Below are 17,970 nucleotides of genomic sequence, written 5' to 3'. Positions count from 1 at the left end.
ACCTGCGCGTGGCCACCCCCGCCGAGTCCGCCGAACACGCTCGACTGCGTTCCGAGTCGACCCATCGGCAGGACCGTCCGAACCGCCTGGTGCGGTGGGGTGCTCAGGCGGCGGTGCTGGTGCTGGCGGCCGGTGCGACCACTGCCTTCGTCGGACTGCACAAGACGGTCACCGTCGAGGTGGACGGTCAGCCGGTCGAGGTGAACGCCTTCGGCCGGACGGTCGGCCAGGTGCTCGCCAGTGGGGACATCAGCGTCGGTGAACACGACCTGGTCGCCCCCGGCCTGGACGAGCAGGTGCGGGACGGTGCGGAGATCGTGGTCCGGCACGGTCGGCAGATCGACGTCGAGGTGGACGGCGAGCAGCAGACGGTCTGGACCACGGCGCTGACCGTCGGTGAGGCCGTGGACGACCTGGGGCTGCGCGACACGGACACGCTGACCTCGGCCTCGCGGTCGTCGTCGGTGGAGCGGGACGCGGTCCTGCGGGTCTCCACCCAGAAGACCATCCACCTCGCGGTCGACGGTCAGGTGATCGACGGTGTGACCAGTGCCGGGACCGTCCGGGACGCCCTGCGCGACATCGGCCTGGTCCTGAACGAGGGCGACCGCGTCTCGGTGCCGCTGGACGCCACGGCCACCGACGGGCTCGTCGTCATGGTGACCCGGGCCGCCACCTCCGGTGAGACCGTCACCGAGGCGATCCCGTTCGAGGAGCAGGAGGTCGAGGACCCGACCCTGGCGAACGGCACCCGCAAGGTGGAGACCGCCGGCAAGGCCGGGGTGCGCACCACGACGTACAGCACGGCGGTGATCGGCGGCGCGGTGGTCGAGCGTCAGGTGGTCGCCTCCGCCGTCACCGTCGAACCGGTCACCCAGATCGTGAAGGTCGGCACCATGGAGGTGTCCGCCAACGTGAACGTCACGCCGGGCAGTGCCCAGGAGCTCGGCAAGACGATGGCCGCCGAGCGCGGGTGGGGCGACGACCAGTTCGCCTGCCTGCTCCAGCTCTGGAACAAGGAGAGCGGCTGGCGGGTCGACGCGGAGAACACCTCCTCTGGTGCGTACGGCATCCCGCAGGCGCTGCCCGGATCGAAGATGGCCAGTGTCTCCGCCGACTGGCGCACCAACCCCGCGACCCAGATCACCTGGGGTCTGAACTACATCGCCGGCCGCTACTCGACCCCCTGCGGCGCCTGGTCCGCCTCCCAGTCCAAGGGCTGGTACTGAGGTTCCTTAGCTCACAGAGCTGAGATCGAGGGTTGGCAACACATCACGAATAGGTTACGTTTTCACGTCGTTCGTGGTTGTGCCGCGGACATCGGCTTCCAGCAACGGGAGTCGGACAGCCGGATCGGGGATCCGGGACCCGCGTGATCGGCAGCACCCTCCAGCTGCCGACACCGCCAGGACCGATCCGGTCACGGCAGCGTGAGCCCCCGTCACCCGTGCCCGGGACCGTCGTCGTCTGGACCCCAGTGACCTCTGCCAGCCGTATGGGTGCGCGCCTCAGTGCCGCCACCACCTCCCTCCGCGACCGGATCGTCCGCAACACCAGCGAGCCGGACCCCCAGAACCCCGAGCAGACCCGCCCGCGCCGCCACCGCGGCCGCGTGATCGCCGCCGCCACTGCCGTGGTCGTGCTGGCATCCGGCGGCGTCGCCGTGGCGGACGCGCACAAGACCGTGACCCTGGACGTCGACGGGGTGTCCACCACCGTGTCGACCTTCTCCGGCAGCGTCGACGGCCTCCTCGCCGAGCAGGGCCTCGAGCTCGGTGCCCGGGACACCGTGACCCCCGGCGGGGCGCTGCAGGACGGCGTCGCCATCGAGGTGCGGCACGCCCACCAGATCGTGATCAACGCCGACGGCGCCGAGCAGCAGGTGTGGACCACCGCGCTCACCGCCGACGAGGCGCTCACCATGCTGGCCAGCCGCGGCGGCGACGTCCGCCTGGTCGCGAACCGCTCGAACTCCGGTCGCCCCGACCTGTCCCTGGACCTGACCCTGAACGGTCCGGCCGAGGTGCAGGTGGACGGCCAGACCCAGACCGTCGACGACGGCAGCACCACGGTGGCCGAGGCGCTGGACCACTTGGGCGTCGTGCTGCAGCCGCTTGACCGGGTGTCCGTCACCCGCGCCGCGAACGACACCGTGACCGTCGTGGTCAACCGGGTCGTGGTGCAGGACGTCACCACCACCAGCGAGGTCCCGTTCGGTGCCACCGAGCAGGAGGACCCCTCGCTGTACCAGGGCACGAACAAGGTGACCACCGCCGGCGTCCCCGGCGTGCGCACCCTGGTCGAGCGGGTGACCACGGTGGACGGTCAGGAGACCGCCCGCGAGTCGCTCTCCGACGAGGTGACCCAGGCGCCGGTCGACCAGGTGACGAACGTGGGCACCAAGGTCCGTCCGGCCCCCAAGCCGAAGGCGGCCGCTCCGGCCGCTTCCTCCGCCGGGACCCCCGCCGTCGGCGGCGGCGACGCTGCCGGTCTGAACTGGGGCGCCCTGGCCGCCTGCGAGTCCGGTGGCAACGCGTCCATCGTCTCCGCGAACGGCAAGTACCACGGGCTGTACCAGTTCTCGGTCAGCACCTGGCAGTCGGTCGGCGGGGCGGGTCTGCCCTCCCAGGCGTCCGCCGATGAGCAGACCGCCCGCGCCCAGGCGCTCTACAACCGCTCCGGCGCCGGTCAGTGGCCGGTCTGCGGTTCGCGCCTGTTCGGCTGAGCAGCCAGTAGGCTCAGTCCCCATGAGCGAGAGCAACGGCCCCGTCGCAGCAGCGGCGGGGCCGTTGCTCGGTCCGGCGGAGATCCGCGAGCTGGCCGAGCGCGCCGGGGTGCGACCGACCAAGACCCTGGGGCAGAACTTCGTGCTGGACGGCGGCACCGTGCGCAAGATCGTGCGCGGCGCCGACATCGTGGCCGGGGAGCGGGTCGTCGAGGTCGGCCCCGGACTCGGGTCGCTGACGCTCGGCCTGCTGGAGGCCGGTGCCGATCTGGTCGCGGTGGAGATCGACCCGGTGCTCGCCGGGCTGCTGCCGGACACCGTGCGTCGACACGTCCCGGGCGCGACGGTGACCACCGTGGACCTGCCCGCCACCGAGGCCGAGCCCGCCACCCTCACCCTGGTGCGCGGGGACGCGCTGGACGTGCGCGCCCTGCCCGGGCGACCGCCCACCGCGCTGGTCGCCAACCTGCCGTACAACGTGTCGGTGCCGGTGCTGCTCGGCTTCCTGGAGCACTTCCCCAGCCTGGAACGGGTGCTGGTGATGGTCCAGGCCGAGGTCGCCGACCGCCTCGCCGCACCCCCCGGCAGCCGGACCTACGGTGTCCCCTCCGCCAAGACCGCCTGGTACGCCGAGGCTCGCCGCACGGTCACCGTCGGTCGCAGCGTGTTCTGGCCGGTCCCGAACGTCGACTCCGCACTGGTCCGCCTGGACCGTCGCACCCCGCCGACCACCACCGCCACCCGCGAGCAGGTCTTCGCCGTGGTGGACGCCGCGTTCGCCCAGCGGCGCAAGATGCTGCGCGCCGCGCTGGCACCGCTCGCCGGTGACACCGCCACCGCCACCGCGGCGATCGAGGCCGCCGGAGTGGATCCGCAGGCGCGCGGCGAGGCCCTGGACATCACCGCCTTCGCCCGGGTCGCCGAGCAGCTGCCCGCCGAGGCCCTGGTGCACCGCGGCCCGGCTCCGACCCGACGGCGGCGCTGACCCGCCATCCGCCATCGACTCGGCACCGCGCGACGTCACCCCCGACGGTGGCCGGTGGACGCGACCGGACCGGGTGGACCTGGCACAGTGGGGGCCGTGACCGACCTGCGACTCGCCCGCCGTGAAGTGCGGGTCCGTGCGCCCGGGAAGGTCAACCTCTCGCTGCGGGTCGGACCGCGTGACGACGACGGGTATCACCGGCTCAGCACCGTCTTCCAGGCGGTCTCCGTCTTCGAGGAGATCGCGGCCCGGCCCGCCGACGACCTGCGGGTCAGCGTCCTCGGGCCGGAGGCTCACCGGGTGCCGACCGGCGACGACAACCTCGCGCTGCGCGCCGCCCGCCTGCTCGCCGCCCACACCGGGGTCGACGACGGCGTGCACCTGCGGATCACCAAGACGGTGCCGGTGGCGGGCGGGATGGCCGGCGGCTCCGCCGATGCCGCGGCCGCGCTGGTGGCCTGCGACGCGTTCTGGGGCACCGGACTGCCGCGCGAGGAGCTCGCCGAGCTGGCGGCCACCCTCGGCGCCGATGTGCCGTTCCTGCTGATGGGTCAGATCGCGGTCGGCACCGGGCGGGGCGACGTGCTGACCCCGGCGCTCGGTCGCGGCGACTACCACTGGGCGTTCGGGGTCCGCGCGCAGGGCCTGTCCACACCGGCGGTGTTCGACGCCTTCGACGCGCTGTACCCGGACCCGCAGGTGCCGGACCTCGACTCGGAGGTCGCCCTGATGCAGGCGCTGCGGGCGGGTGACCCGGTGGCGGTGGGCGCGCTGCTGCACAACGACCTGCAGCAGGCGGCCGTCGAGCTGTGCCCGGAGCTCGTCGAGACCCTGGCGGTCGCCGAGGATGCCGGTGCCCTCGGGGTGGTGGTCTCCGGTTCCGGACCGACGGTCGCCGCCCTGGGCCGTAGCCGGCAGCACGCGCTGGCCCTGGCCGCCGCGATGACTGCCGCCGGGGTGGTCGACTCGGTCCTGACCGCCTCCGGTCCGGTGACCGGCGCTCGGGTACTGCCGGGGTCGGACGCGCTCTAGGCCCTGCCCCGGGCCGCCAGCGACGCCGCGTACAGCTCGCGCTTGGCGACGCCGGCCGCCTGCGCCACCTCCGCCACCGCCTCCTTCAGCCGGTCCCCGGCATCGACCCGCGCCAGGACCTCCGCGACCAGCGCCGCCTCCGAGACCTCGACGACATCCGGAGCGCCGCCGACCACCACCGCGATCTCGCCCCGCACCTCGCCCTCGGTGGCCCACGCGGTGAGCTCGCCCAGGGTGCCGCGCCGGACCTCCTCGTAGGTCTTGGTCAGCTCCCGGGCGACCGCGGCCGGGCGGTCGGCACCCAGGGCGTCCCGCAGGTCGGCCAGCATCGCCGCGAGCCGGTGCGGCGCCTCGAAGAACACCATCGTGCGCGGCTCACGGGCCAGCAGGGCGAAACTGCGGGCGCGCTCCCCCGCCTTGCGCGGAGCGAAGCCCTCGAAGCAGAACCGGTCGGTGGGCAGACCGGACAGCGCGAGCGCGGTCAGCACGGCGCTCGGGCCCGGCACCGCGGTCACCGGGAGCCCGGCCGCCACCGCCGCCGCCACCGCGCGGAACCCGGGGTCGGAGACTGCGGGCATCCCGGCGTCGCTGACCACCAGCACCGTCGACCCGGCCGCCACCGCCGCCAGCAGTTCGCCGACGGTCGCCTGCTCGTTGTGCTCGTGATGGCTCAGGACCCGCCCGGTGATCTCCACCTCGACCCGGGCCGCCAGCGCGCGCAACCGCCGGGTGTCCTCCGCCGCGATCACCTCGGCCTCGGCCAGCAGCCGCCGCAGCCGGGGCGACGCGTCCTCGGCATTGCCGATCGGGGTCGCGGCGAGGATCAGTCGGCCGGGGGTGGGAGCGTTCACCGACCCAGCCTGCCATGTGTGGGGTGAGTACCCATCCACGGGACCTACCATGACCAGCGTGTCGCCGACCGAGGACCCGCAGCAGGCCCACCCGCCGCAGCACGCCGCACCCGCCCCGCTGACCCAGGCCTCCGTCCCGGTGGACAACGCCCGGTCGGCCGATGACGGTGCCGCGCCGTCATCGGAGGCGGATGCCCTGACGACCGTGGACCGGCTGCGCCTCGCCCTGCTCGGGTCGCGCGCCCTGACCCTGAACGCCACCCGTCGCGCCCGGCTCACCGGCTGGCTCTGGCCGCTCGCCGTCACCCTGCTCGCCGGGGTGCTGCGATTCTGGCGGCTGGGCACCCCGCACGAGCTGGTCTTCGACGAGACCTATTACGTCAAGCAGGGCTGGTCGCTGCTGCAGCTCGGCTACGAGGGCAAGTGGGCCGACGGCGCCGACGCGTTGTTCGCCGCGGGGGACGGATCGGCACTGGGCACCACCGCTGAGTACGTGGTGCACCCGCCGGTCGGCAAATGGCTGATCGCGCTCGGCATGCAGCTCGGCGGCGGCATCGACTCCTCCGCTGCCTGGCGACTGTCCACCGCGGTCCTGGGCACGCTGGCGGTGCTGATGGTGGCCCGGATCGGCCGTCGACTGTTCGGCTCCACCCTGCTCGGCACCCTGGCCGGCCTGCTGATGGCGGTCGACGGCGAGGCGATCGTGCACTCCCGGACCGGGCTGCTGGACAACACGGTGATGTTCTTCGCGCTGGCCGCCTTCGGCGCGCTGCTGCTGGACCGGGACCAGGCACGACGCCGCCTGGCCGAGCGGACCGCGACCGTGCTGGACGGTGGCGGCACCCTGGGCTGGGGGCCGTCGCTCGGCTGGCGGTGGTGGCGGCTGGCGGCCGCGGTGCTGCTCGGGCTGTGCATCGGCACCAAGTGGTCCGGCCTGTACTTCCTGGCGGTGTTCGGGCTGCTGAGCGTGGCCTGGGACGCCACCGCCCGCCGGACCGTCGGGGTGCGGGACTGGGGGCTGGCCACCCTGGTCAAGGACGCGATCCCGGCCGGGTTCCTGATGGTGTTCACCGCCGCCGGGACCTACCTCGGCACCTGGGCGTCCTGGTTCGCGCACCCGAACGCCTACCTGCGCCAGTGGGCGGCCGAGCACCCCGGCGAGGGCATCACCTGGCTGCCGGACCCGCTGCGGTCGTTCTGGAAGTTCCACACCGACATGTGGCACTTCCACACCACGCTGACCAGCGAGCACACCTATGCGGCCAAGCCCTGGGGCTGGATCCTGCAGTGGCGGCCGACCTCGTTCTACTACCCGAAGTCGGTCTCCGGGCTGAGCGGCACCGAGGCGCAGGCGGCCTGTGGTGCCGAGCGCTGCTCCCAGGCCGTGACGTCACTGGGCAACCCGGTGCTGTGGTGGCTGGGTGCGGTGGCCATCGTGGTCGCGGTGATCTGCCTGGTCCGGCTGCGCGACTGGCGGGCCGGCGCCGTGCTCTCCGGCATCGTCGCCGGCTGGCTGCCCTGGTTCCAGTACGCCGAGCGGACGATCTTCACCTTCTACTCGATCGCCTTCACCCCGTGGGTGGTGCTCACCCTGGTCTATGTTCTCGGGCTGCTGATCGAGTCACCCGACCCGGACCGACAACGCCGCGGTCTGGTGGTCACGACGGCGGTGGTGACCGTGATCGTGTCGATCAGCGCGTTCTTCTACCCGATCTGGACCGCCTGGGTGGTGCCCTACGACTTCTGGCACATCCACATGTGGCTGCGGTCCTGGATCTGAGTCACGCACCGAGCAGGGCGGCCGGGACCACCGCAATCCCATCGGCGCGACGGTAGGCGTCCCGACCAGTCGTGACCACGACGGCGTCCAGCAGGTCGGGTCCGATCTTGTCCCGCAACCAGCGCAGGTGCCGGACATCCTGATCGGTCACCGTGCTGGCCAGTTTCACCTCGATCGCCACCACACGCCCATCCGGTCGGCGGACGATGAGGTCGACCTCGTGATCGCCGTTCCGGGTGCGCAGATGCTGCACCGTCGCACCGCTGATCTGCGCGTACACCTGCACGCTCATGGCGATCAGGTGTTCGAACAGCGCACCGAGCAGGGTGCCCCGCCGCAACTCCGGTGCCGGACCGGTCGTGCCGGCTAGCAGCGCATCCGCGTCCACCCCCAGCAGGCGCGCGGCCAGTGCCGGGTCAGCCAGCTGGTGCTTGGGTGAGCGGCTGAGCCGGTCGAGGTCATTGGTTCCCGGTGCCCACGCGTCGAGCGAATCGATCAGCCACAGACTTTCCAGCACCTCGCGATACGCGGTCGTCGTCGACCGAGCGGGCTTGTCGGATTGCCCCGGAGTCGCCGCGTCGAGGATGGCGTTATAGCTGGTCGTACCGCTGGTCGCTGCGGCGAAAGCTCGCAACCAGGCGCGCAGAGTCTGGGGTCGACGTACGTTCAACCCTTGCTCGGCAAACTCTCGCTCGACCACGGCGTCGAGGTAGGCGTCCAGACGCATCCCGCGCACCCGCGGCGAGCTCGTGCGGATGCCGGGGAATCCGGAGGCGACGATCTCTTCGACGTAGTCGGTCAGCCCGAGGGAGGTGCTCCCGGCCGGATCGGCGTGGCCGGTGAGCAGGTCCCGGAGTCGCACGGTGGTCGGGCCGAGCATGCGTTCGGCGAGACTGAGCGGCCGCATCCGCAGAGTGACGATGCGTCCGGCCCCGGAATGCACGGGAGCGCCGATCGGTACCGCCGAGCCCGCCAGCAGATAGCGTCCGGGCATGCTGCGGGCATCGACGTCCCGTCGGATGAGGTCCCAGAGCGCGGGCTGTCGCTGCCACTCGTCCACGAACACGGGGGCTGATGCCGCGGTGATCACCTGCGGTTCGGCGCGGACCAGTTCGGCATCGGCCGGATCGTCCAGGGTGAAGACGGTTTCGGCCCGTTGGCGCGCAGTAGCGGTCTTGCCGACACCTTTCGGCCCTTGCAGCGCGAGCGCGGGGATCTCCGGCTGGATCTCGTCCAGGAGTTCGTCGATCGTCCGATGACGGTAGCTCTCCACGCTGTCTACGCTACCGTTCGCAGTTCGTGGACGCTACCGTTAGCAGACCATCTACGCTACCGATCGCCGGCTTTTTGCGATACCGATCGCCGACTTGGAGCCCTCACCATTGAGCCCCGTCCGCCGGGTGGAAGGCGATCCCCCGGGCGCGCCAGTCGTCACCCTGTGCCGCCACCCGCGCCGCGAAGTCCTCCCACCCGCGCGCCTCGGCCGAGGTCCACGCCACCTCGGCCACCGCGGCGAGTCGGGGCAGCAGCATCGTGGTCAGCTCGTCCAGGGTGCGCAGCGTCTCGGTCCACACCGCCGCCTCCACCCCGATCACGGCGTCCTCGGGCAGTCCGGCGATCAGGGTCGTCGGCTCCCAGTCGTAGGCATCGCGCAGGGAGACGTACCCGGCCCAGTGCAGGCCGAGCGGGAAGCCCTCGTGATACTGCATGTCCAGGTAGGCACGCGAGCCCGGGGACATCAGCAGCTTCGCCCCGGCGCGGGCCGCCGTCACGAAGGGGGTCACGTCCTCGCGCGGGTCCCAGAACTGGACCACGGTGCCCGGCTCCAGGGGCGTCGTGGCGATCTCCTGCCAGCCGACCACCTGCTTGCCCGCGTCCCGGACCGCCGCGGCCGCCATCGCCACCAGCCGCGCGTACTCGGCCGGCTCCATGGTGTGCACCTCGTCGCCACCGATGTGCAGGTACTCGCCCGGCGTCATCGCCGCCAGGTCGCCGAAGACGTCGCGCAGGAACGGTTCGGTCGCCGGGAGGTCCGCCGCCAGCTTGCTGAACCCGACCTCGATGCCGGTGTACACGTCCACACCCGCACCGTCCGGGGTCAGCTCCGGCACCGCGTGCAGGGCGGCGTTCACGTGCCCGGGCACGTCGACCTCGGGCACCACCCGGATCCCGCGCAGCGCCGCGTAGTCGATCAGTTCCCGGTAGTCGTCGGCGGTGAGGAACCCACCCGGGTCGCCGTCGACCGCAGTCGCCCCGGAGCGCGCCGCCAGCTCCGGCCGACCGGGCAGGTCGATCCGCCAGCCCTGGTCGTCGGAGAGGTGCAGGTGCAGCACGTTCAGCTTGTGCTCGGCCATCAGGTCGACCACCAGGCGCAGCTCCGCCGGACCGAAGAAGTGCCGGGCGATGTCCACGCTCAGACCCCGCCAGCCGAAGCGCGGCGCATCCTCGATCCTTCCGGCGGGAACCTCCGGCCCCGCTTGCCGGACCACCTGGCGCAGCGTGGCCAGACCGTGCCACAGCCCGGCCGGATCGGATGCCTCGACCAGCACACCGTCGGCCGCGATCGACACGGTGGACGACTCGGCGGCACCACCCTCGACCAACCGGAACTCGACCGACGGCCCGCGACCGCCCACGGTGAAGGGTCGGCCGGTGGCCTCGGTCAGCCGGGTCGCGGCGAGCGCGCCGAAGTCCGCCTGGTCAGCCGCCACCAGGACGGCTCCGCCGTCACCGATCACGAACGGGTCGTCCGCCGTCCACACCACGGAGCGCGGCAGCGGGACGAGGGCGATCGGAGCAGGCACGGGGAGACCTCCAGGGTGGCGACGATGCGGCCCTAGTCTGCCCAGCTCAGGGGTGCCGTGGCAGCTCGCACCGCCCTGGTCCTGCACAGCGCGACCATCGTCGCCGCCCCCGCCGACCCCGCACGCCGGGTCGGTCGCGCCCTGCACACGGAGTCCGGTGCACGGCGTACCGGCCCGGGTGTGTGCGCCGCTCGGCCCGGGTGTGTGCGCCGCTCGGCCCGGGTGTGTGCGCCGCTCGGCCCGAGCCCCCGGCGCACACCGGGTCCGGCCCGCGGGGCGCCACCGCCTCGGCGAGCTGGGCGCGTCGGGTCAGGCTCGCGGCGCCCACCGGCTCACGCCCGCGGGGCCACCACAGCCGCATCGGGCTCGCCCGCCGCCAACCGCCGGGCGATCACGGCGCAGGTCGCCAGCTGCAACTGGTGGAAGACGATCACCGGCAGCGCCACCCCGGCCGCCGCCACCGGACCGAAGAGCACACTCGCCATCGGCAACCCGGTCGCCAGCGACTTCTTGGAGCCACACATCAGCAACGCGATCCGGTCGGCGCGATCCAGGCCGAGCAACCGACCACCGGTCCAGGTCAGGGACAGCATCGCCGCCAGCAGCAGGGCACAGACCACGACCAGCACCACCAGGACGCCCACGGTCAGCCCGTCCCACACCCCGGAGACCTGCGCCTCCGACACCGAGGAGTAGGCGACCAGCAGGATCGTGCCCCGGTCGGTGAGCAGCGTGACGATCCGGTGGGACCGCACCCAGTTCCCGATCTTCGGCTGGAGCAGCTGCCCGACCACGAAGGGCAGCAGCAGTTGCAGCAGCGTCGACCCGGCCGAACCACCCACCGGACCACCGGCCCGGGACATGATCAGCCCGACCAGCAGCGGGGTGAGCACGATGCCGAGCACGTTCGACACCGTGGCGCCGCAGATCGCCCCGGCGATGTTGCCCCGCGCGATCGAGGTGAAGACCACCGACGACTGGATGGTGGAAGGCAGCAGCGAGAGATACAGCAGACCCGTCTGCAGGTCACCCGGCAGCACCGACTCCGGCAGCAGCTGCACGGCGATCCCCAGCAGGGGGAACAGCAGATAGGTCGCCGCAAACATCCCGCCCTGCAACCGCCAGTTGCGCAGCCCCGCCCACACCTCAGTGGTGGACATCCGCGCGCCGTAGAGGAAGAACAGCAGCACCACAGCGACCGTGCTGACCCGGTCCACCCCGGTCGCCACCGCGCCGGTCGCCGGGAGGAGCAGTCCGAGGACGAACACCGCCACGATCATCACGACCAGCGGGTCGACCCACTTCTTGACGGCGGTCCAGGCGACTCTCACCGCGACAGTCTGCCAGCTCAGCGCGTGACGTCGTAGCTCAGGTGCGCGAACTGCCCGAAGCGCTGCACATCCCGTAGCACCAGCCGATCCGGGCCGATCCGTCGGGGCAGCAGCGGCATCCCCGCGGGGAGCGTCGCCGGGGCGTAGGTCAGTTCCAACCGGTCCAGCGCCCCCGCGTCGTCGAACTGCCCGACCAGGTCGCCGCCGCCGATCAGCCAGATGTCCCGTTCCCCGGCCAGCGCCCGGATGCTCGGCAGCGCGTCGGCGACCGGTCCCCGCACGAAGCGCACGTCGGCGCCCTCGGGCACCGGAAGCTCCCGGCTGGTGAAGACCACCATCGGCCGGGCGCCGTAGTAGCTCGGCCACTTCTCCGGGTGGGCGAGCAGGTCCTCCTCCCGCAGCACCCACTCGTAGGTGCTCGATCCACTGACCAGGACCCCGATCCCCGCCAGGAACGCCTCGTGGTCGGGTCCCTCGGACTCGACGGCGAACAGCCAGGACAGTGAGTGGTGCTCGTCGGCGAGCTGTCCGGTCAGGGTGGTGGCGGTGGAGTACACGACGCTGGTCATACCGCGACGGTACGACCGGGCACCGACACTCAGCGCAGGTCGATGAAGGCCGACATCCCGCTGATCTCCAGCACCGAGCGCACCGAGGGCCGGGCACCGATCACCGTCAGCGGCGACGATCCGGTGCGCTGCCGGTCCAGCACCAACGCACCGATCACCCCGAGCGCCGAGGAGTCCGCGAAAGTCACCTCGGACATGTCGACCTCGGACACACCCGTGAGCACCTCGCCGAGCCGGGTCGGGTCGTCGGCCACCCCGAGCAGCGTGCGCAGCCGGGACACGACCGCCAGATCGACCTCCCCGATCATCACCAACCGGTGCGGCTGAGCGTCGTCGGACCGGATGGTTCCGGCTCCGTCACCGGTGGAGAGGGAGGTCATAGGTTCCAGTATCACTGATGGGTCGGACAACGAACGACGAAGGCCCGAAACCGAAGTTCCGGGCCTTGCGCCTGCGGGTGGAGCTAGGGGGATTCGAACCCCCGACCTTCTCATTGCGAACGAGACGCGCTACCAACTGCGCCATAGCCCCGCGAAGCGGTCATCAGCCTAGCACCCGTGCGGGGTGGTCGACGACACCGCGGCACTCAGTTCACACCGGCTCACTCGCCCGCTGCCCGGCGGCGGGCGAGCACGGCGTTCAGGTCGATGGACCCGGTGGGCTCGTCCTGCACGGTCGCGGTCGCGGCAGCCGGGACCGCCGGGTCGGCAGCCCCGTCCACCCGTCGCGCCGCCGTCTCGGCCGGGGCCGCGGCGGTCTCGGCGGCCGGGGCTGCCGTGGTCTCCGCGGCAGGCTGGGCGACCGTGCGGGCAGGACGCACCGCGGTCGAACCCTCGACCTCACCCAGCGGGGCGGGCTCGCGCCGCGGCGCACGCGGCTTGGTGGTGTAGGTCGGCCGGGGCACATCCACCGGCGACCATGTGGCGTCGGCGTCGGCGTCGGCGACCTTCTTCGCCGTCGGGTCGGCGGTCTTCCGGTCGTTCACCCGCGGCATGGCCTGCGTGGCGTCCACCGATGCCCGCACCGCCCGGCCCGAAGCACCCACCCGGCCCGGCCGCGGCGCGCGCACCACGGGGGTGGCGGCCTCCTCGATCCGGCGCTGCCACTCGATCTCGGCGGCCTCGCCCTGGACGACGGCCCGCCGGCCGAGCACCAGCACGGAGCCGAGGACGACGGTCGGCACGAGCGCGACCAACAGCGGGACGGCGGTCACGGCACCGACCACCCACGCGACGACCGTTAGTGCGGACAGCGCGGTGGCCAGGACGCCACGTCGGCGGGCGGCGGCACCGCGGCGCGCGGTGGCGGCGGCATGCGCGGCCTTCAGCTGCGCGACCTTGCGGGCAGCGTCGGCTCCCATGCCCTCCGCGGTGGTGTGCGGTCGGTCCATGTCGCGTCCCTCGTTCCCGATCCGGGCTCCGGTGCCCCCGTGCAGCAGGGCCGTCCTCTTCTGTGGTGACCCGCAGTCCGGACGGATCCCCCGGACTGCGTTGTCGGATCGGAGCCGGCGCCGCGACCCCACCGGACCGCTGACCGCCAGCACCCGCAACGCCGCCGAATACCTGTCATCGGTCCGCGACTCGAGCATCTGTTGCCGGTGCCGCAGTTTGTGCGGCACCAGGTACGCGATCCACAGGGCGATCACCGCGAGGACGGCGGGCCCGGCGAATGCGTACACCCCCTGACGGTAGGTGGACCATGCGCGGCGGGCTCGGAGCGTCCACGGCGTGTCGACGGGGTAATCACACCCGTGTAGTTCACTCCCCGGGCGTGGGCGACGAGTCCCGCGTGGACTGGGTGCGTCGCCAACGGGCCAGCAGTCCGGCGGGAACGTCCTCGGTGGTCAGCGCGAAGGTCCGGTGGTCGCACCAGCGTCCCTGGATGTGCAGATAGCGCTCCCGCACCCCTTCGTCCCGGAATCCGAGCTTCTCCACCACCCGCAGGGAGGGCGCGTTCTCCGGGCGGATGTTGATCTCCACCCGGTGCAGGCCCAGCGGTCCGAAGCTGTGATCGGTCGCCATCGCCACCGCGGTCGGGATGATGCCGCGCCCGGCGACGTGCTCGGAGACCCAGTAGCCGATGGACGCCGAGTGCAGCGACCCGTAGGTGATGCTGGAGACGGTCAGCTGCCCCACCAGCTCCCCGGCGTACTCCACCGCGAACGGCAGCGAACTGCCCTCACGTGCCTGCCGGTCGAGGGTCCGCACGAACTGCCCGAAGGTCGGGCGGCGACCCGTCACGGGCACCGGCGACGTGGCGTCCCAGCGTTCGAGCCACCCGGCGTTCAGTGCGCGCAGGTGCATCCACGGCGCCTCGTCCTGCCGCCGGAGCGGTCGAAGCAGGATCTGCCCCTCGCGCAGTTCGACCGGCCAGCTCCGGGACGACATCACCCCTCCAGCACCAGGCACGGCACCGACTGGCCGACCTCCACCGCCGTGTCCTGCTCGCCCACGACGGCCAGGGCGTTGGCCCGCGCCAGCCCGCCGATCGACCACTGGCCCGGATCCCCCACCGGCGACATCCGGTAGCCCTCGGTCGGCGATCCCGAGACCGCGACCGGCACGAACTGCCGCACGCCCGCCGGGGACGACCAGCCCTGGTCCGCCACCGCACGCACCGAGGGCCGGAACAGGTCGGTGTGCCCGGCCATCGCCCGCAGCGCCGGCCGCACGAACAGCTCGAAGCCCACCATCGAGGCCACCGGGTGTCCCGGCAGCGCGAAGAACGGCACCGCCCCCGACCCGCCGCCCACGGTCCCGAACCCCTGCCGGAAACCGGGGGTCATCGCCACGTGGTCGAAGCGCACCGTGCCCAGCGGTGCCAGCACGTCGGCCAGGGTGTCCTGCGCGTACTCCGAGAGCCCACCGGTGGTCACCAGCACGTCTGCGCGGACCAGCTGGTCCTCCAGTGCCTCCCGCAGCAGCGCCCGGTCGTCGGAGACCGCACCGACCCGCACCGGGGTGCCACCGATGTCCCGGACCGCGACCTCCAGGGCGTGCCCGGCCGACTCGAAGACGCCGCCGTCCCGGCCCGGGGCACCCGGTTCGACCAGCTCGGAACCGATCGACACGATCACCACGCGCGGCGCCGGATGCACCCGCAGTCGCCGTCGGCCGAGGGCCGCTGCCACCGCGAGCTGCCGCGCGCCCAGTCGGATCCCGCCCGCGAGCGCCACCTGCCCGGCCGTCACGTCCACCGCGCGGGGCCGGATGTTCTCCCCGGGCGACGGCACCCGGCTCAACGCCACCCGGACATCGCCCCGGTCGGTCTGCTCGGCGGCGATCACCGCGTCGGCACCGGCCGGTACCTGACCGCCGGAGGCGATCCGCATCGCCTGACCGGGGGCGAGTCGCAACACCGACGGGTCACCGGCCAGCACGTCGTGCACCACCGGCAGCACCAGCGCGCTCGGGTCGGCGCCCTGCAGGTCCGCGGTCGACACCGCGTACCCGTCGCAGGCGGCGAGCGGCGTCGCCGGGACATCCACCGGGGCGATCAGGTCCTCGGCCAGGATCGTGCCGGAGGCGTCGGTCAACACCACGTCGAGCGGTGCCACCGGTCCCACCGCGGCGAGCACGGCTGCCAATTGGTCCTGGACGGATCTCATGTCCGCATTCTGCACGCCCCGGTGGGCGTCGTCGGGTCAGCCGCGCAGACCGTCCACGTACTCGACCAGCCAGCCGCGGAAGTCGGGGCCCAGGTCGTCCCGGTCCACCGCCAGTCGCACGGTCGCCTTCAGGTAGTCCAGGCGGTCACCGGTGTCGTAGCGCCGGCCACGGAACACCACGCCGTATACGCCGCCGCCCTGCTCCGCGGGCATGGTGGCCAACTCGGCCAGGGCGTCGGTGAGCTGGATCTCCCCGCCCCGACCGGGCTCGGTGCGCCGCAGCACGTCAAAGGCCGCCGGGCTGAGCACGTAGCGGCCGATGATCGCCAGGTTGCTCGGCGCCTCGTCGACCGGGGGCTTCTCCACCAATGCGGTCACCCGCACCTGATCCGGGTCGTCGCCGCCCTCGATCGGTTCGGCCTCGGCCACCCCGTAGAGCGAGATCTGCGCCGGGTCGACCTCCAACAGCGCGATCACCGAGCCGCCGGTCCGCTCCTGGACCTCGATCATGGTGGACAGCAACTCGTCCCGGGCGTCGATCAGGTCGTCGCCGAGCAGCACCGCGAACGGTTCCACACCGACGTGGTCGGCGGCCTGCAGCACCGCGTGCCCCAGGCCCTTCGGGTCGCCCTGACGGACGAAGTGCACGTGGGCCAGCTCGGTGGACCTGCGCACGGCGTCGAGCCGGGCGTGGTCGCCCTTCTTCTCCAGCGCACGCTCGACCTCCGGCGCGGCGTCGAAGTGGTCCTCGATCGAGCCCTTGTTGCGGCCGGTGATGATCAGCACGTCGTCCAGTCCGGCGGCGGCGGCTTCCTCCACCACGTACTGGATGGCGGGCTGGTCCACCACCGGGAGCATCTCCTTGGGCGTGGCCTTGGTGGCGGGAAGGAATCGGGTGCCGAGACCGGCTGCGGGAATGACTGCCTTGTGGATCGCCATGCCCCGGAGGCTAACGGCACACCAATGGTCCTGCCCGGCCAATCGAATGTTTGCGACACTGGACACATGTGCGCCGCTGCTCAGCCCTATCCGCCTGCCCAGGACGGCGGGGACGTCACGGACACCAAGGACGAGTTCCGCGCGATGTTGCGCGCCGCTCGCCACCACACCTCCGCCCGGCAGCGCGCCGAGGCCGGTGCCGCCCTCGCCCGGGTGGTGAGCACCCTGCCCGGACTGGACGAGGCCCGCTGCGTCGCCGCCTACAGTGCGCGCCCCTCCGAGCCGGACACCACCGCCATCCTGGAGCTGCTGTCCGAGCGGGGCATCGAGGTGCTGCTGCCAGTGCTCGGCGCCGGGCTGTCCCGGGAGTGGGCGGCCTACGCGGGGCCGGAAGATCTGGTGCAGCGCGCACCGGGTCGGCCGCCGGAGCCGGGTACGCCCTCGCTCGGCGCCGAGGGACTGTCCCGCGCCGACCTGATCCTGGCCCCCGCCCTCGCGGTCGACAGTTCGGGCACCCGGCTCGGCCAGGGTGGCGGCTGGTACGACCGCGCCCTGCAGCACGCCCGGCCCGGTGTGCCGGTGGTCGCCCTGGTGTTCGCCGACGAGGTCTACGACGCCGACACCCACCCGTTGCCCCGCGAGCAGCACGACCGCCGGGTGGACATGGTGGCGACGCCGGAGGGCTGGCACCCGCTGCCGCGCTGACGCGGCCCCTCGCCGGACGCCTCGCAGTGAGTCCGCCCAGCGCGGCGTCGGTGCGGAGCGAGCCGACTGGACCGGGCGCGTATCATTGGCACTCGGACGCCGGGAGTGCCAGACCCGGCCAGTTGATCCTCGGGAGACGAGCAGTGCCCACCTACGCCTACACCTGCACCGAGTGCGGCCACTCCTTCGACATCCACCAGTCGTTCAGCGACGAGGCGCTCACCGAGTGCCCGAACTGCGGCGGCAAGCTGCGCAAGCTGTTCTCCAGCGTCGGCGTGGTGTTCAAGGGCTCCGGTTTCTACCGCACCGACTCGCGTTCCGGCTCCACGTCGAGCAGCGCCCCCGCCAAGTCCGGCACCGCGTCGACCGGGACCTCCGGCGCGAGCGGCTCGGCGACGTCGGGTGGCACCACGTCGACCGGCTCCGGCTCGACCAGCGGTGCGTCCAACGGCGCGAGCGGCTCGTCCAGCTCGGGTGGCGCGTCGTCCGGCTCCGGGTCGAGCTCCTCCGGCGGTTCCGCGCCCGCCGCGAGCTGAGCCGCTCCCCGGATCACCGGGGCCCTCACCTGTCCACAACCCCTGGGGCCCTTCGGCCGTCCCCAGGGGTTGTGTGCTGTCCGGACGATGCGCCCTCGACCGTGCC

Annotated in this window: 17 protein-coding genes and 1 tRNA gene; 7 read left to right on the top strand and 11 right to left on the bottom strand. The window is 72.6% G+C overall.

Features of this window, described 5'->3' with window-relative positions:
* The first annotated feature begins 8 nt into the window (after positions 1-8).
* The 4 genes from HGK68_RS02775 (at position 9) to HGK68_RS02760 (ending at position 4,742) form a co-directional block, all read left to right on the top strand.
* Positions 9-1,229 (top strand): resuscitation-promoting factor, encoded by a 1,221-nt coding sequence (locus HGK68_RS02775; RefSeq protein WP_246260537.1) that lies wholly within the window; start codon positions 9-11, stop codon positions 1,227-1,229.
* 266 nt (positions 1,230-1,495) lie between these two features.
* Complete coding sequence (locus HGK68_RS02770; RefSeq protein WP_169164579.1) at positions 1,496-2,725, top strand: resuscitation-promoting factor; 1,230 nt, start codon at positions 1,496-1,498, stop codon at positions 2,723-2,725.
* 22 nt (positions 2,726-2,747) lie between these two features.
* A complete protein-coding gene (gene rsmA / locus HGK68_RS02765; protein ID WP_169164578.1) occupies positions 2,748-3,710 on the top strand; it encodes a 16S rRNA (adenine(1518)-N(6)/adenine(1519)-N(6))-dimethyltransferase RsmA in 963 nt (320 codons plus the stop codon).
* A gap of 96 nt (positions 3,711-3,806) precedes the next feature.
* Entirely contained in the window at positions 3,807-4,742 is a 936-nt protein-coding gene (locus tag HGK68_RS02760) for a 4-(cytidine 5'-diphospho)-2-C-methyl-D-erythritol kinase (RefSeq protein ID WP_246260535.1), read from the top strand.
* On the opposite strand, the gene rsmI is transcribed toward HGK68_RS02760, so the two are convergent.
* Complete coding sequence (rsmI, locus tag HGK68_RS02755; protein ID WP_343037000.1) at positions 4,739-5,593, bottom strand: 16S rRNA (cytidine(1402)-2'-O)-methyltransferase; 855 nt, start codon at positions 5,591-5,593, stop codon at positions 4,739-4,741. The genes HGK68_RS02760 and rsmI overlap by 4 nt on opposite strands.
* 49 nt (positions 5,594-5,642) lie before the next feature.
* On the opposite strand from rsmI, the gene HGK68_RS02750 reads away from it, so the two are divergent.
* Complete coding sequence (locus HGK68_RS02750; RefSeq protein ID WP_169164576.1) at positions 5,643-7,373, top strand: dolichyl-phosphate-mannose--protein mannosyltransferase; 1,731 nt, start codon at positions 5,643-5,645, stop codon at positions 7,371-7,373.
* Position 7,374: 1 nt separating this feature from the next.
* Here the strand turns inward: HGK68_RS02750 and HGK68_RS02745 are convergent, their stop codons facing one another.
* The 10 genes from HGK68_RS02745 to galU form a co-directional block, all read right to left on the bottom strand.
* Complete coding sequence (locus HGK68_RS02745; protein ID WP_169164575.1) at positions 7,375-8,646, bottom strand: ATP-binding protein; 1,272 nt, start codon at positions 8,644-8,646, stop codon at positions 7,375-7,377.
* A gap of 103 nt (positions 8,647-8,749) precedes the next feature.
* Positions 8,750-10,177, bottom strand: a complete 1,428-nt coding sequence (locus HGK68_RS02740; protein ID WP_169164574.1) for a family 20 glycosylhydrolase — start codon at positions 10,175-10,177, stop codon at positions 8,750-8,752.
* A gap of 332 nt (positions 10,178-10,509) precedes the next feature.
* Complete coding sequence (locus HGK68_RS02735) at positions 10,510-11,508, bottom strand: bile acid:sodium symporter family protein (RefSeq protein ID WP_343036999.1); 999 nt, start codon at positions 11,506-11,508, stop codon at positions 10,510-10,512.
* Positions 11,509-11,525: 17 nt separating this feature from the next.
* Complete coding sequence (locus tag HGK68_RS02730) at positions 11,526-12,077, bottom strand: dihydrofolate reductase family protein (RefSeq protein ID WP_169164573.1); 552 nt, start codon at positions 12,075-12,077, stop codon at positions 11,526-11,528.
* 29 nt (positions 12,078-12,106) lie between these two features.
* Positions 12,107-12,457 carry an STAS domain-containing protein gene (locus HGK68_RS02725; protein ID WP_169164572.1) on the bottom strand — a complete coding sequence of 117 codons (351 nt, stop codon included), beginning with the start codon at positions 12,455-12,457 and terminating at the stop codon, positions 12,107-12,109.
* 78 nt (positions 12,458-12,535) lie between these two features.
* Positions 12,536-12,608, bottom strand: a tRNA-Ala gene (locus tag HGK68_RS02720).
* A 70-nt stretch (positions 12,609-12,678) separates the two neighbouring features.
* Positions 12,679-13,755 (bottom strand): hypothetical protein, encoded by a 1,077-nt coding sequence (locus HGK68_RS02715; RefSeq protein ID WP_169164571.1) that lies wholly within the window; start codon positions 13,753-13,755, stop codon positions 12,679-12,681.
* A gap of 79 nt (positions 13,756-13,834) precedes the next feature.
* Entirely contained in the window at positions 13,835-14,464 is a 630-nt protein-coding gene (locus tag HGK68_RS02710) for a GNAT family N-acetyltransferase (protein ID WP_169164570.1), read from the bottom strand.
* A complete protein-coding gene (locus HGK68_RS02705) occupies positions 14,464-15,684 on the bottom strand; it encodes a molybdopterin molybdotransferase MoeA (protein WP_169164569.1) in 1,221 nt (406 codons plus the stop codon). The genes HGK68_RS02710 and HGK68_RS02705 overlap by 1 nt, the downstream gene beginning before the upstream one ends.
* A 36-nt stretch (positions 15,685-15,720) precedes the next feature.
* Positions 15,721-16,623, bottom strand: a complete 903-nt coding sequence (gene galU / locus HGK68_RS02700) for a UTP--glucose-1-phosphate uridylyltransferase GalU (protein WP_169164568.1) — start codon at positions 16,621-16,623, stop codon at positions 15,721-15,723.
* 66 nt (positions 16,624-16,689) lie between these two features.
* Here galU and HGK68_RS02695 point away from each other — a divergent pair, with 66 nt between their 5' ends.
* Complete coding sequence (locus tag HGK68_RS02695; protein ID WP_169164567.1) at positions 16,690-17,328, top strand: 5-formyltetrahydrofolate cyclo-ligase; 639 nt, start codon at positions 16,690-16,692, stop codon at positions 17,326-17,328.
* Positions 17,329-17,471: 143 nt separating this feature from the next.
* Positions 17,472-17,864, top strand: coding sequence for an FmdB family zinc ribbon protein (locus HGK68_RS02690; protein WP_169164566.1), 393 nt, complete (start codon positions 17,472-17,474; stop codon positions 17,862-17,864).
* Positions 17,865-17,970: the final 106 nt, after the last annotated feature.

The sequence above is a fragment of the Cellulomonas taurus genome (genome assembly GCF_012931845.1).
In the GTDB taxonomy this organism is placed as follows: Bacteria; Actinomycetota; Actinomycetes; order Actinomycetales; family Cellulomonadaceae; genus Cellulomonas; species Cellulomonas taurus.
Note: the sequence above shows the minus strand (reverse complement) of the source record. Positions and strands in the feature narration are given on the sequence as shown.